We start from the raw sequence: 14,013 nt of genomic DNA on the forward strand, positions 1-14,013 counted from the left end.
CTCTCTAAAACTTAAAAATTATAATTGTGAACCAATGAAGAAATGAATCCGGATCGGATGATCGTCATCAGAAATACCTGAAGCCACATCTACCCGAATTGGACCAATTGGCGATGCCCAACGAACCCCTAAACCGACACTATATGCAGTTGGCGTATTAAAATCTTTGTCGTATGCATTCCCCACATCACTAAATACAGCTGCACGCCAGCCTTCTTTAAATTGATAGTTATACTCTAAAGAACCTACCGCTAAAGCTTGGCCACCCAGTTTAAATCCATTTTCTTCTGGCGATAAACTTTTATAATCAAAACCGCGAATAGTTTGGTCACCGCCTGTAAAATAACGCAGGTTATAAGGAACTTTGGTAAAATCTTGTGCAAAGATATAACCGACGTCACCACGTCCCACAAACTGATGGTTATCGTTTTCACCTAATGAATAGATAAAGCGCCAACCCGCATTCACAATCGCCATATCAGCATCGGATAATACACTTTCACTGCCCAGTTCAACTTTATAGGTTTGTCTAAAGCCTTTGCCTGGATTGACGCGCTTATCGCTGGTGGTACGAGCAACCTCATAGCCAAATAATAATGATTGTTGCTGCTCATTCGCATTTGCTAAAAATGCATCCGGAATTTCTCCAGCATCTACCACACCATCTTGTGTAATACGATCTAAACGATAACGTAAACCAAAAGTATGTTGCCAACTTCCGCGTGGTCTTTTAATAATTCGATCCACACCCGCAACTGCAGATTCGATCATCAATCCATTGCCTTGGGCAACATCTTCGCGTTCTTCACGCTCATAACCGCCTACCATACTAATATAGTCATTTAATGGATGGTGATAAGGAATATTATAACGGCCGTCAATCGACTGACGGATTTTGGATAATTCCAAGTTGGCATCAAACGAATGGCCACGGCGGTTTACAATGGCACGGCGGTATTGACCGCGCACACGCGCACCAGTATCGCTACCATAACCAGCCCCGACTTCTGCACTGTTTAGACGGTCGGCATTTAAAGTGACAATCACCGGGATTTTCTTTTCTTCCCGTGCTTGGACTTTTAAACGTTCTTCTTCGGTTTCTTTTGTTTCTTGTTGAACCTGAAGTTGACGCAAATTTTGATCAGTTTCGGTATCGACCTTACCGGCAAATTGCGTTTCATCGACTACAGATTGTGTAACTTCTTTTGCAGAAACGGCCTGTTTTTTATCCTGAACCAGGGCGGCGTTTTCAGATATTTTTTGCTGATCAACCAAAGCTTGAATATCAGGTGGAAGCTCCAGCTGTTTTTCAATCGGATCTGGTTTCACTGCATCGACCAAGGTGTAGTTAAAATAACGCGAGTTGGTTAAGTTATTAGCTAAGCCGTTGACCCGCCAAAAGGTATAATCAGCGCCATCTTCCCATGACACCATACTTTGCAATACATCCATGTCGATTGGGAAAGGTTTCGATGGATCACTCATCCGAAACTCAACAGGTCCTAATTTATAACGGTCGCCCGTTTCATAACGTAAATTAATATCTGCCGTATTTTGTGGTTGGGCCACTTTTACATCATGCAAACGCCAGTAACTATCAAAATAACCATTATTGTTCGCGGCATCGTTAATACGTGTTTTGGTTTGTTCATATAAACCGTGATTGAAAATATCACCGACATCTTGATCAGGTAATACACGGATAACCTGGAACTGCGCTTGCTGCTCACCTGCTCCGCTAAACTCTACATTTTGTTCTTTAATCAGCACAGGTGAATTGGGAGTAACACTTACCCGAACCCGATTCTCGCTCAGTTTCTCAAATTTAAACTTGGCATTATAAAAACCCACTGCCTGAGCTGCCTGATTTGACATGGTTCTTAATTGTGGCAGTGCTGAGGGAAAATCACTAAAGGATTCTTGGGTAAAACTTGAAAGCTTACCTTTAAGATTATCTTCTAAATTTTCCAAGGCTTGACTATAAGCCTTACTTGAAACCTCGCTCGGATTTTCTACTGAGGCAAATACTACATCCGCACTAATCCGTGCAACTTTTACAGTATTCAATTGACTGGATGGTCGTATCTTATAGAGCCAACGCTTAAATAAATTCGGTTCTTTGACTTCGTCTGCAACCGCTAACTCAGGTAAAGTTCTTCCCGCTTCATTGGCTTCAACCACAATTTTGCTATCGTCTTGAATGCTCGACATCAATTGATCGACATTCACCGGTGCGTGATTAATTTCTACCAGTTCCTGTTGAGTCGCGTCGGAAACCACCACTTCATTAACTTGTCCAGCACGATATTGCTGTGCTTGATTTTTTGCGTTTTCAGCCTCACGAAAAATTTCGTCTGCCATTGCTTGGCTAACAGGCGCGATCGGCAACTCTTCTAAATCATCAAATTCAATCGGCTTGAATTCTTCCAAAGCTTGCCCGGCTTGTTCTTGCTGTTGCAGCATTTGCAAACTATCTGGAACAGTTGGGTTCTGTTGAAAGTTTTCAATTTTTTCTATTTCTTCAGGGCTATCCATCCCTTGCTTAACAGCTTCACTCTTGAGTTGTTGTTGAAATTCTGGTTGAGTGACCGTTGAATTAGGTTCTGTTACCTGTGCAAAACTTTGTTGGGCAAGTAATATTAAAAAGAGACTAAAACAAAATTGTTTATGTTGGTCATCCCACTTTATGAAAGAGCTGACACTTAGTGTAAGAGTCGACTTTTTAAAATTCAGTTTTGAAAGCATAAAGAACTCTAAACTAATATAATATTTGTAACGGAAATCACCAGAATCGGCTTTCTAACAAGCTCAAATCTATTGGAATTTTCACAAAAGTATAGGTTAAAAATATAATACATGATTTTTTATAGTATTTTACCAAATGCTCACATTTCTTAATAAAACTTAATGAAGCCCATAAACCATGGAAAAAAATGAACACCTTTTAGGTACACGTCGATTTTTACCAATGTTTGTCACTCAATTTTTCGGTGCACTGAATGACAATGTCTATAAACAATCCCTGTTACTGGTCATTACCTATGGTTTGATCAATCAGCAAAGCGCCAGTGTCAGCACACTGAACAATCTCGCAGCCTTACTGTTTATTTTACCCTATTTTATTTTCTCTGCCACAGCCGGACAGATTGCGGATAAATATGAACGTTCACAACTGGTACGAGGGATTAAGATACTCGAAATTGTGATTATGCTGATTGGTTCTGCTGGCTTTTTACTGGGGCATTTATGGCTATTATTAACTGCTTTATTTTTAATGGGTGTGCATTCGACCTTCTTTGGTCCAATCAAATATGCCATTTTGCCTGAAATTTTAAAACCCAATGAATTGATGTCGGGAAATGCCTTGTTCCAGTCTGGCACATCTATTGCCATTTTAATTGGTATGATTTTAGGCGGTGCCGTGATTTCTGCATCAGATGGCAATCTGTTCTGGATTAGCCTGACTGTGGTGATTATTGCTGTTCTAGGCTATATCTCAAGTCGTTTTGTGTTAAAGCAAAATGTCACTTCCCCCGATATTAAAATTGACTGGAACTTTTTTAGAACCAGTTTTCAGACTTTAAAATATGCCAAAAGCTTGCCAATTATCTTTATGATTTTATTAGGTAATTCTTGGTACTGGTTTTATGGGGCAACCTATCTGACCCAGATTCCCCAGTTAACCCAACAAAACCTGCATGCCTCTGAAAATGTAGTCAGTCTGCTTTTAACATTCTTCTCTGTCGGAATTGGGGTTGGTTCTTTGTTGTGCCGTAAAATTGGTGGTACAGAAGTCAATTTAAAGATGGTGCCGGTGGGAGCTATTGGTCTGACGGTTTTCGCTTTTTATTTGGCAGCAAGTTTAGCATTTGTGCCTGAACATAGCGGTAAAATACTAGGGTTAAAGGATGTATTTACCCAAGGCTGGAGCTATTACCATGTCATGCTGGCTGTGACATTACTCGGGATTAGTGGCGGTTTTTATATCGTACCTTTATATGCCATGATGCAAGCCTTTTCTCCACGTTCACATCGTGCACGTGTAGTAGCGGCAAACAACATTTTAAATGCGGTATTCATGGTATCCTCTGCTATATTTTCAATTATCATCTTAAGTATATTCAAGATTGATATTAAAATACTTTTCAGTATTACTGCTATTCTAAGTGCAATTTTCACTACATGGCTCCTGTTCAGGCTTAAGCCTATGCTTGCAGCACAGCAAAAAGAAGCTTTAAAGGATTAATTTTATGCGTCAATATACCGGTATCGACAAATTTATTCATTCGTTTGACCAGGCGCTTCGCAGCTTGGTTCCCGGAACGACCTCTGCACATCGTAAAAATCCGGGCAGTACTGTTGAAACCAAACTTGGTGTCAGTGAAGCACGCCATGTTGCTGGTTTAATGCGGGTGAACCATAGCGGTGAAGTCTGTGCACAAGCGCTTTATCAGGGTCAGGCACTGACTGCAAAACTACCCAATGTACGCCGTGAAATGGAACAAGCCGCGATTGAAGAACAAGATCATTTGGCTTGGTGTGAAGACCGTTTAAAAGAACTAGATAGCCATACCAGTTTGCTCAATCCAGTCTGGTACAGTTTGTCATTTGGTATGGGTGCCATTGCCGGAATTGCCGGTGATAAGTACAGCCTAGGTTTCGTGGCAGAAACAGAACGTCAAGTCAGTCTGCATTTAGAAGACCATATTAAACAGTTGCCAGAGCAAGATGAGCGTTCGCGTAAAATTCTGGTACAAATGAATGAAGATGAGTTGCATCATAGAGATACAGCATTGAATGCTGGTGGTGTGGATTTACCTGCACCGGTACGTATTGCCATGACTGGCATTTCAAAGTTAATGACAAAAACCAGTTATTATATTTAATTAATTTTTGAATGATTTTTTAACGCCCGCATTATTGCGGGTTTTTTATATTATTTTTTAATAACGTGAGCAAGAATTACTTTAAATTATTTTTTGAGGTAATAAGTGAAAATGCTGTAAACACCACGTACTATCAAAATACACGCAATAACACTGGCGACAATATAAAAATCGTGATGATAGGGTAAGTTTTTCTGCCAGAACACATGTAACCAATGACTCACTTGCAAGCCGACACTTACAATTACAAATGCCCACATAAAACACGCAGCAATATTAACCAGCATGTATTTCAACAAAGGATAGCTTTTGATCCCAATCGAAATGGGTAAAATTGTACGCAACCCCCAAGCAAACCGCATCATAAAAATAGTTAATACAGGATAATCTTCAATAAACCGACTTGATTGCTCAAACTTTTGCGCCAATTTTGGTCTCTTTTTAATAAATTCGATGCCATAGTGTTTGCCGATCTGGTAATAGAGTTGATCTCCCAAAAAACCACCCAACATAGCCACGATAATTAACCACCAGAAATTAAAGATATGCTGATGTACGGCATAGGCTCCCAGCATAAGAACAGTTTCACCTTCAAAAAAGCTACCAATAAAAATAGCAAAATAACCATAATGTTGGATAAGATCGGTCCAGTTCATCATTTTTACATCTGATAACAGTTTTACTATGTTCGCTACATCACTGTTGATTGCCAAGACAAACTTAGTAGCTTTTTTAAGCATATATATTTCATCTGTAAAACAAAATAATTTTTCTGCCTACTTGGAAATCAAGTCACTGAATATATAAAAATTATTTCAGACAAGTGTTGTTTAAAATTATCAATAATCTACAGTATTAGCTATTACGTTTATCATCTAGAAGATCATTGAGAGAGTCTACAAGCTACATTTTATAATAAGTGATCAATTATAAAAAAAGCCCAACATCCTGTTGGGCTTTTTCGTATTTGCTGCTTTGGTATAACTCCTGCCGTACCGCACATTCCTTATGTTTTTCATTCTTTTTATTGTCTGGAACATCCTGTTCTCTATGTCTCCATCATAGGAAATTTCATTCCGATCGTATAGACGCAAAGAGCCGAGATTAATGTGAGCAAATGCGTACAAAATCGAATAAGAACTATCCCCTTTTAATCCGCAGAAATTGAGGATATTTTTTGTCTTGGGAAGATCGGGGACATTGAAAAAAGTTTCATTTTGGTTAGAAAATATTCAATTTTATTGGCAGAGTAGATCAAACCTGTTCATAAAAAATCTGACTTATTTCAAAATCAATTTTCCATCTGTTTTTTGATCATGATTAAAATTTTAAGCCATTGATATTTAAATTAATATACAAGTATACTTCATATAAGCGCCATTATGTTAAATGGATATGGTTTTGTTTGATAATTATGACTTTAAATCAGAAATTTTATGTCAAATATGATAAAAACCAAGGATAAAGAGAAACTAGATTTAGGTATGTAATAAGTGAATTTTTTGGGTGATGTAGAAGTCTTTTTATCTTGTCTTGGAACTAGTATACCAAATGCTAATATTCTGAAAGCAGTTACTATTATTGCTAGTGAATTTGATACATCAGAGACTAATTTTTGTGGAGAAAAGCTATCTTATTGGGAGTTTTTCAAAAGAGGCGTTACGTTCAGATTTAATGAAAATCAGATACTAGATACCGTTTTCTTATATATCAGAGAAAATGCAGAATATTATCCATATCCATTTTTAGAAGATTTAATCATAGGTATTAATCATAAAAGTACGAAGCAATCTGTAATTGATCTATTTGGGAATCCAGAAAAAGAAAACGATTGTTGGCTTAAGTACAAAATATTTGATAACTACTTACATTTTGAATTTGATGAGTCATCAAAGTTAAAACAAATTACGATGGGGAAGTTTCAAAAATAGGATTCAGCTTAAGATTTCCTAAAATTAACATAATACACCTTATACGAAATTCTTTTCTTATTGTTTTAAAATCATTTGTTTAACTAAGATTAAAAAACCTAATCTTCAGAGATTAGGTTTTTTAAATAATATATAGCGTTTCCTGCCTAAGACTTGACTATTGTTACAATTTTAATCAGTCAAACTTTCCCCACGCTCACCTATTTCCATATTTTTCTGTTGTTAGAGCTAAGTCGAATAATACTTCTAGATTAAAATTATAGATAGCTTAGGCTATTTTAAAATATAATTCATCTCCGGATGAACTGAATGAGAGTTAATCTATCCAATTCACAATTGGAAACTTATGTGTTTCATTTTCAAAATCAGTACTCTGCCAGACATCCAGCATTGGAATTTTGACATCCGTTGCTAGGGGTAATTTCTTTGGATTAAATTGCATATGAGATAAGTCCTCTCCCCATGCAATCAGATCTACATCTAAAGAAATTTGATGAGATGGACGTACTCGACCTGCTTCATCTTCCATTTTTTTAAGGATGGAGGTCATTTCTTCAACACTCATTTTACTTTCGAGCAAACACGCCGCATTCCAGTAATCTGCACCCACACTATCGCGACATGGAATTAAATAAATCTCAGAGAATTGAACCTGTCCCATTTTAGCAATCTGGGCAAATGCCTGCTTAAAATGGTGTTCAGGATGACAGTTACTCGCCAGAGCTAAGGCGAATATCGTTTCGGTGGCGTTCAAGACGAATTCCTACAGAATTTGCTTGCGCGATAATGGCAGGCTTACGGATTGTAATCATAATCGATTCAACCTCAGGAAAGGTAGTAAAAAGCGCATTTAGAACAAGCTTTGCTGCATGTTCAATCAATTTGGGCTGTGCTTTTTGAATAACCGAAGCAGAAATTTCGCAAATTTCCGCATAATTCAGTGTATGTTCCAGTTCATCGGAATGAGAGGCCTGTTCCAAACTGGTCTGGATGGTCATATCCAGCATTAAAGGCTGAATGATTTGACGTTCCCAATTGAAACATCCCACCACTGTCTCGACCTTTAAACCTTCAATGATAATTGCATCCATGTTTTTTTACCCTTTACTGACTTTGATTTTGAATCTCTCCTTGCAAAACAATGTTTCTCATCCGTTTAAAAAAGGGAGGATATTTTAAAGTCCTCCCTTTAAAAAAGCGAATTTAAGGAGATTTATTCCTGTTCAAATTTAATGTTTTAATAGCACGTTTGGATCAAGAGTTTGCACCATTTGCAGTCTTTGGTCTGCATAAATATCGGTATATGGCGCGAGAATGCGCATAAAGCGATCAAAATACAGCATTTGTTTAAACAGCAAGGCAAAGTCACGCGGGAAGCGAATACCGTGACGCTCACCGACTCCAACCATATCCATCATAATATCGTTTAAATCTGCGGGATTTGAACTTAATATTTGTTGAGGATCAGCCATTAATGCCCCACTAAATAACCGCTCCAGATCATCCGCTAAAACTTGTGTATCAATTTTCTTGTCGGTCATACCCATTTTTAGCATGTTTTCTGACATCAGGTGGTAATCAGTTTTTTGCAACGCATCCATAAATGCAATAGATGCAGTCCATACTTCAGGATTAAGCTGACCGACAATACCAAAATCGATAAAACCGACACGACCATCTTCAAGCAGCATCAGATTGCCTGCATGTAAATCTGCATGGAAACTGTTACACATCATCAAGCTACCAAACCAGGTATTCATGGCTGTAATTAAAACCTGAGACGGATCTTTAGAGACTCTTTTGACCACATCAAAATCAGTCAAAGGCACACCATAAAAACGCTGCATGGTGAGTACACGACGAGTTGAATATTGGTGATAAACTTTCGGTGCTGTAGCTTTTGAATTTTGAGTCACATTCAAATAGTTAACGAAATCATCAAGATTTTGTGCTTCTTCAATAAAGTCGACTTCACGCACCATACGGGTTTTAATTTCATCGACAATATCGGCAAGTGATGCAAATTTTACTTTAGGAACCGCTTTTTCTAAAATTTTGGTAGCCCAGTGCAATACATTTAAGTCAGTGTAGAGGATGGTTTCTACACCTGGCTTTTGCACTTTAATCACTACATCTTCGCCTGTCACAAGTCTAGCTGCGTGAACTTGTGCAATGGATGCTGAGGCTAAAGGCTTTTCATCAATCGAGGCAAAGATTTCATCTAAATTTCTACCTGCAAATTCAGAGGCCAAAACCCCTTGCACATAACTAAATGGCAAAGACGGCGTTTGATCTAGACAGCCTTGAAATTCTTCAACATATTCACGTGGAAACAGTGAAGGTGTACTGGCAATAAACTGTCCAAGTTTAATATAGGTTGAACCCAATGATTCAAAAGTTTCACGCATCAGTTTTGCGTTACTTGGTTTTTCTGTGGCGTATTTAATGCCTGCTTTTGCTGCAATAACAGCCGTTTCACCCACACGGGCAACGGAACGTAGTCCATCTAACCAGATATTGTTTTTCATAATGTCAGCTTAGAATTAAATTGTAGTGAGTGTAGCAAAAAAATATTCGTTTGCAGGGCTATCTTGCCTGACAGACTGGACAATCTGTATCTTTTTCGAAAGCGAGCAAGCGTTGTTTCATGCTTAACCCATCCCAAAGCATCAGTTTTTGCTTAAGCGGCATTTTCCCCAAACCTAAATACAGCAATGCGTGATGCGCCTGCAAACTCGCCATCACATTTGGTGTAGTGGCTAATACCCCAGAGTCTGCACAGCGTAGGTTTTCATTGACATGCTGTTCTTTGGGAAATAGACATTCATAACAGGCAGAGTCGCCTTCCACCATAAACAATTGTCCCTGAAAACCAATAGCGGAAGCACTGATTAAAGGTGTATTGAATTGCTTACAGATTTGGTTGACCAGGTAACGTGTGGTGAAATTGTCACAGCCATCTAAGACCAGATCTTGATTTGAAATGAGTTGTGCTGCATTACCTTCATCCAGTTTTACAGTTTTTGATTCAACACGGATATGCGGATTAATCTGCTTTAAGCGTTTAGCCAGTATTTCGGATTTATAAAATCCAATATTTTCTTCTACATAGGCTATTTGACGTTGCAGATTACTCATTTCAATGGTGTCGGCATCAATTAAGGTAATTTGCCCCACACCCGCACGCGCCAGAAGTTCTGCGGTTGTACAACCAATTCCGCCACAACCGACAATTAAGACATTGGCGAGTTTGAGTTTTTCCTGTGCTTCAATATCCCAGCCATCAAGAAGAATTTGACGGCTATAAAGATGCATTTCTTGGTCGCTGAGTTCCAAATCAGTATCATACCGGGTCACTAGACATCATCCTTATCAGCCTTTTCTTGTTTCGCTGAGTATAGACAAATCAGCAGGAGTATTCAGCAAATCTATTTTTTCTTAGCTATTTTTTGTCTTAATTTTAATCATTTATTTGAAGTAGCCTATAAATTGACCGAATAAAAATCAAATAAATATTTGAAATTTGACATATTTTTTATTCCTACTATGCTCACTGGGTATTGATCTAAAACATGACGATGCCATAAGTATTTATTAAATACAGGGTTAGCTGTGAGTGCCTTATAACCGCAGCAGTAAGTAATAGTTTTCCTAAATTCACTATGTACTTATGGGCATTGGGAAAGACTAAGCTACTGACCTTTTTTCCCGTCGAGAGACGAACTTGAGCCTTTACAGTTAATAATGCTATTCAAAAACTTTAAGCAATTACTAGGCAAACATCAAATCACTAAATATTAAACCTGACATTTCTAGGTGGCGGAGTGTCTAAATAGTGATATTCAATTTACGTATTCCCACAATAAAAAACCGCCCTTAATGACGGTTTTTTATTTCTACAAACTCTCGAATCTAGGTCAAAATAAGGAAAGTATGGCTAGACTGCTTTTTGAATGCCCTGCATTTTGGCAACTTCCTGTTGCTTAAGTAAATTGCGTTGAATTTTTCCACTCGAGGTTTTAGGTAAAACATCCACAAATTCAATTTCTTTAGGATATGCATGTTTAGATAAGCGTGAACGTACATATGCCTGAAGTTTATGACTCAACTCATCTGAAGCTGAAAATTGTGGTTTAAGAACCACAAAAGCTTTGACTACTTCTGTACGTTCTAGATCTGGCTTGCCAATCACTGCCGACTCCAAAACCTCTTCACATTCAAGCAAGGTGCTTTCAACATCGAAAGGACCTACGCGATAGCCTGACGTTGTAATGACATCGTCAGCACGTCCAATAAAATCTACCCCACCAAATTCATTTAACTTCACCGTATCACCGGTTAAATAATATTTCCCCACAAAAGATTTAAGGTCATTTCCTCCATAACCTTTAAACCAGGTTAAAGGTGACTGAGAAAAGTCGATAGCCAATGTGCCGATTCCACCTTTTTCAACTTCTTCATTGTTTTGATTTAATACTACAAAACGATGCCCTGGGTTGGCAAAACCCGCTGAACCCACTTTCTTTTCATGTTCCAAAGCATGATGATTGGCAACCACCATCCCCAGTTCAGTCTGTCCATATTGATCATAAATATTTACGTTTAAATCATGGTTAAACCAGTGAATCACTTCAGGTGTTAAAGGCTCACCTGCACTACTCACCACACGTAAATGCTGTTTAATTGATGGATCAAATTTTTCCTTAAATCCAAAGAACATCCGAAATGCAGTTGGCGATCCGGTCAAATTACTGACTTTATATTTTTGAATGATCTGCACGGCGTTATCTACGCTAAATGCACGCTCATCCATAATAATGCTATGCCCAAGACTTAAAGGTCCGGCAATGCCATAATACAAACCATATGCCCAACCCGGATCTGCCAGATTCCAGAAAGAATCTTCTTCACGCAAATCCACTGCATAAGTCATATACCCTTTAAATGCTAGAACAGCTTTTAAAGGAACAGGAACAGATTTGGCCAATCCAGTCGTACCCGAGGTAAACATCATCAGGAAATCATTTTCAAAGCTTTGCATTACTGGTGCAAAAACTGAAGATTGCTTGGTCAGTTCGCTCCAAAAATCTGCATCTTGATGACTTAATGTATTTAATGGATGTGCTGTTAAAATATGCTTTATGGCAACACCATGCAGTTTTTTACGCTGTTCATCATTGGTCACAATCAATTTTGTTTTAACGGTATTGATTCTGTGTTCAATGGCTTTCGACTCAAACGCAGTAAACAATGGCTGATAAATTGCACCCATGCGCCATGTCGCTAGAATCGTAATCAGTAATTCCGGCGTACGCGGCAATAAACCTGCAATACAATCTCCTGCTTTTAAGCCTACTGATACAAAATAATTTGCCAATTTTCCAGAAGCTTCTGCCAGCTGTTCAAATGTCCATTCGGCAGACTCGCCATTTTTGCCTTCCCAGATTAAGGCTGTTTTATTTAAACCAAGATAACGCCCGCAACATTCAATATAGGCATTGACTGATTCAGCTGTACCTACCAATTGCTCTGCAAGAAAATCATCAAAATTAAACTCTTGATATGCCTGTTCTAATGTCTTCATGACCACAACCTCTCATCCATTCTTTTATAAACAAAGCTCCTGCTTTGTTCTGATCCATTTTGCTTATTGTTGTCATCCTAAAAATGCCAAAAATCATTCAGCATTTTCAATTTTTTAGCTTCACTCTTAAACTAGATAAACATGATTTCTCACCTCCTGCAATTTCCTCATCCATCAAAAAATGTGCAGGATTTGAACACTGACCAAAGTCTAAAATTCAATCACCATTCGATCGCGATTTAGATTTTAGTCACTTCACGGGCAATGACTAAACGCTGAATATCCGATGCACCTTCATAAATCTGGCTGACCCGTACGTCACGGTAAATACGCTCTACTGGAAAATCAGACACATAACCATAACCACCGTGGATTTGAATGGCATCAGAACAGACGCGTTCCGCCATAGTTGATGCAAACAGTTTTGCCATTGAGGCTTCTTTTAAACACGGCAAACCTGCATCTTTTAAAGTTGCAGCATGGAAAATCAGTTGACGTGCGGCTTCAATCTGAGTGGCCATATCGGCTAAACGAAATGCCACGGCTTGATGCTGAACAATCTCTACACCAAATGCTTTACGTTCATTGGCATATTCCACCGCAGCATCAAGTGCAGCACGCGCCATGCCGACTGATTGTGCAGCAATACCAATTCGCCCTGATTCCAGATTGGATAAAGCAATTTTGTAACCTTCACCTTCCTTGCCCAATAAATTTTCGGCAGGAATCCGGCAATTTTCAAAGATGATCGTTGCAGTATCTGAACAGTGTTGTCCCATTTTTTCTTCAAGACGAGAAACAAGATACCCTTCATTATCCGTCGGTATGATGAAACACGAAATGCCTTTTTTCCCTGCAGATTTATCAGTCACGGCAAAGACAATGGCAACCTGCGCATACTTACCTGTAGTAATAAACTGTTTAGTGCCATTTAATACCCAATCATCGCCGTCACGTTCTGCCTTGCATTCCAGTGCACCTGCATCCGAACCGGCTTGTGGTTCAGTTAGGCAGAAACAGCCGAGCCATTCACCTGTCGCAAGTTTGGTTAAGTATTTTTGTTTCTGATCTTCTGTGCCGTAGCGCTGAGTTATACCGCAAGGCAGTGAGTTTTGAACGCTCACAATAGTAGAAATTGCGCCATCACCTGCAGCAATTTCCTCTAAAGCCACCACAAGCGATACATAATCCAGACCGGCACCACCCCATTGTTCTGACACAGTCATACCTAAAGCGCCAAGTTCACCCAGTTCTTTTAATTCTTGTGCAGGGAAGTTGGCAGTTTTATCGCGTTCAGCAGCAGTTGGCTTGAGCTTGTTTTGCGAATAATTGCGCAACATGTCCTGAACCATTTTTTGTTCATCATTTAAAATCATTGAGCTTCCTTTTCTATATCTATTTCATTCATTTCAAACTTTTTAAAAGTTACTTCATTTGGAATACATGACGGCGACATGAGGTCGCTTGTGAAACTCAAGATACAAGGAGGTATCTTGAGTTTCACAAAAGATTCTTGTTTCTTTTGATCCTTCAAAAGAAAAATGAATGGCTACGTAACGCTTTTAAACTCCACCAAAAATTTCTTCAAAACATATAAAACTCGAAAACGTCA

At 38.6% G+C, this 14,013-nt stretch carries 11 protein-coding genes; 3 read left to right on the forward strand and 8 right to left on the reverse strand.

The annotated features are described in order from the left end of the window. Window positions 1-18: 18 nt before the first annotated feature. On the reverse strand, window positions 19-2,745 hold the full coding sequence (locus AC3CAU_RS01725; RefSeq protein ID WP_447053190.1) for an autotransporter assembly complex protein TamA: 2,727 nt from the start codon (window positions 2,743-2,745) through the stop codon (window positions 19-21). Between the two features lie 178 nt (window positions 2,746-2,923). Here AC3CAU_RS01725 and AC3CAU_RS01730 point away from each other — a divergent pair, with 178 nt between their 5' ends. Continuing rightward, window positions 2,924-4,246: an MFS transporter gene (locus tag AC3CAU_RS01730; protein WP_447053191.1), complete on the forward strand. Its 1,323-nt coding sequence runs from the start codon at window positions 2,924-2,926 to the stop codon at window positions 4,244-4,246. 4 nt (window positions 4,247-4,250) lie between these two features. Next, window positions 4,251-4,886, forward strand: a complete 636-nt coding sequence (gene coq7, locus AC3CAU_RS01735; RefSeq protein ID WP_171539219.1) for a 2-polyprenyl-3-methyl-6-methoxy-1,4-benzoquinone monooxygenase — start codon at window positions 4,251-4,253, stop codon at window positions 4,884-4,886. A gap of 86 nt (window positions 4,887-4,972) precedes the next feature. On the opposite strand, the gene AC3CAU_RS01740 is transcribed toward coq7, so the two are convergent. Further along, window positions 4,973-5,626, reverse strand: coding sequence for a DedA family protein (locus AC3CAU_RS01740; RefSeq protein WP_447053192.1), 654 nt, complete (start codon window positions 5,624-5,626; stop codon window positions 4,973-4,975). A gap of 753 nt (window positions 5,627-6,379) precedes the next feature. Between AC3CAU_RS01740 and AC3CAU_RS01745 the strand changes: the two genes are divergently transcribed. Next, window positions 6,380-6,817 (forward strand): DUF6392 family protein, encoded by a 438-nt coding sequence (locus AC3CAU_RS01745; protein WP_131216130.1) that lies wholly within the window; start codon window positions 6,380-6,382, stop codon window positions 6,815-6,817. Window positions 6,818-7,133: 316 nt separating this feature from the next. Here AC3CAU_RS01745 and AC3CAU_RS01750 read toward each other — a convergent pair whose 3' ends face one another. The 6 genes from AC3CAU_RS01750 to AC3CAU_RS01775 form a co-directional block, all read right to left on the reverse strand. Then, on the reverse strand, window positions 7,134-7,571 hold the full coding sequence (locus AC3CAU_RS01750) for a 2-amino-4-hydroxy-6-hydroxymethyldihydropteridine diphosphokinase (protein ID WP_131216131.1): 438 nt from the start codon (window positions 7,569-7,571) through the stop codon (window positions 7,134-7,136). Beyond that, window positions 7,528-7,908, reverse strand: coding sequence for a dihydroneopterin aldolase (gene folB / locus AC3CAU_RS01755; protein ID WP_447053193.1), 381 nt, complete (start codon window positions 7,906-7,908; stop codon window positions 7,528-7,530). The genes AC3CAU_RS01750 and folB overlap by 44 nt, the downstream gene beginning before the upstream one ends. A gap of 138 nt (window positions 7,909-8,046) precedes the next feature. Beyond that, window positions 8,047-9,345, reverse strand: a complete 1,299-nt coding sequence (locus tag AC3CAU_RS01760; RefSeq protein WP_447053194.1) for an ABC1 kinase family protein — start codon at window positions 9,343-9,345, stop codon at window positions 8,047-8,049. Between the two features lie 58 nt (window positions 9,346-9,403). Continuing rightward, on the reverse strand, window positions 9,404-10,132 hold the full coding sequence (locus AC3CAU_RS01765; protein ID WP_447054317.1) for a HesA/MoeB/ThiF family protein: 729 nt from the start codon (window positions 10,130-10,132) through the stop codon (window positions 9,404-9,406). Window positions 10,133-10,754: 622 nt separating this feature from the next. Next, window positions 10,755-12,401: an AMP-binding protein gene (locus AC3CAU_RS01770; protein WP_424621134.1), complete on the reverse strand. Its 1,647-nt coding sequence runs from the start codon at window positions 12,399-12,401 to the stop codon at window positions 10,755-10,757. 239 nt (window positions 12,402-12,640) lie between these two features. Beyond that, window positions 12,641-13,777, reverse strand: a complete 1,137-nt coding sequence (locus AC3CAU_RS01775; protein ID WP_447053195.1) for an acyl-CoA dehydrogenase family protein — start codon at window positions 13,775-13,777, stop codon at window positions 12,641-12,643. Window positions 13,778-14,013: the final 236 nt, after the last annotated feature.

It is taken from the genome of Acinetobacter sp. GG23, from assembly GCF_057766365.1.

Excerpts from the sequence above, each read along its gene's own strand:
- coq7 (WP_171539219.1), top strand. The coding sequence starts at position 4,251 with ATGCGTCAATATACCGGTATCGACAAATTTATTCATTCGTTTGACCAG.
- folB (WP_447053193.1), bottom strand. The coding sequence starts at position 7,908 with ATGGATGCAATTATCATTGAAGGTTTAAAGGTCGAGACAGTGGTGGGA.
- AC3CAU_RS01760 (WP_447053194.1), bottom strand. The coding sequence starts at position 9,345 with ATGAAAAACAATATCTGGTTAGATGGACTACGTTCCGTTGCCCGTGTG.
- AC3CAU_RS01725 (WP_447053190.1), bottom strand. The coding sequence starts at position 2,745 with ATGCTTTCAAAACTGAATTTTAAAAAGTCGACTCTTACACTAAGTGTC.
- AC3CAU_RS01775 (WP_447053195.1), bottom strand. The coding sequence starts at position 13,777 with ATGATTTTAAATGATGAACAAAAAATGGTTCAGGACATGTTGCGCAAT.
- AC3CAU_RS01730 (WP_447053191.1), top strand. The coding sequence starts at position 2,924 with ATGGAAAAAAATGAACACCTTTTAGGTACACGTCGATTTTTACCAATG.
- AC3CAU_RS01770 (WP_424621134.1), bottom strand. The coding sequence starts at position 12,401 with ATGAAGACATTAGAACAGGCATATCAAGAGTTTAATTTTGATGATTTT.
- AC3CAU_RS01765 (WP_447054317.1), bottom strand. The coding sequence starts at position 10,132 with ATGCATCTTTATAGCCGTCAAATTCTTCTTGATGGCTGGGATATTGAA.
- AC3CAU_RS01740 (WP_447053192.1), bottom strand. The coding sequence starts at position 5,626 with ATGCTTAAAAAAGCTACTAAGTTTGTCTTGGCAATCAACAGTGATGTA.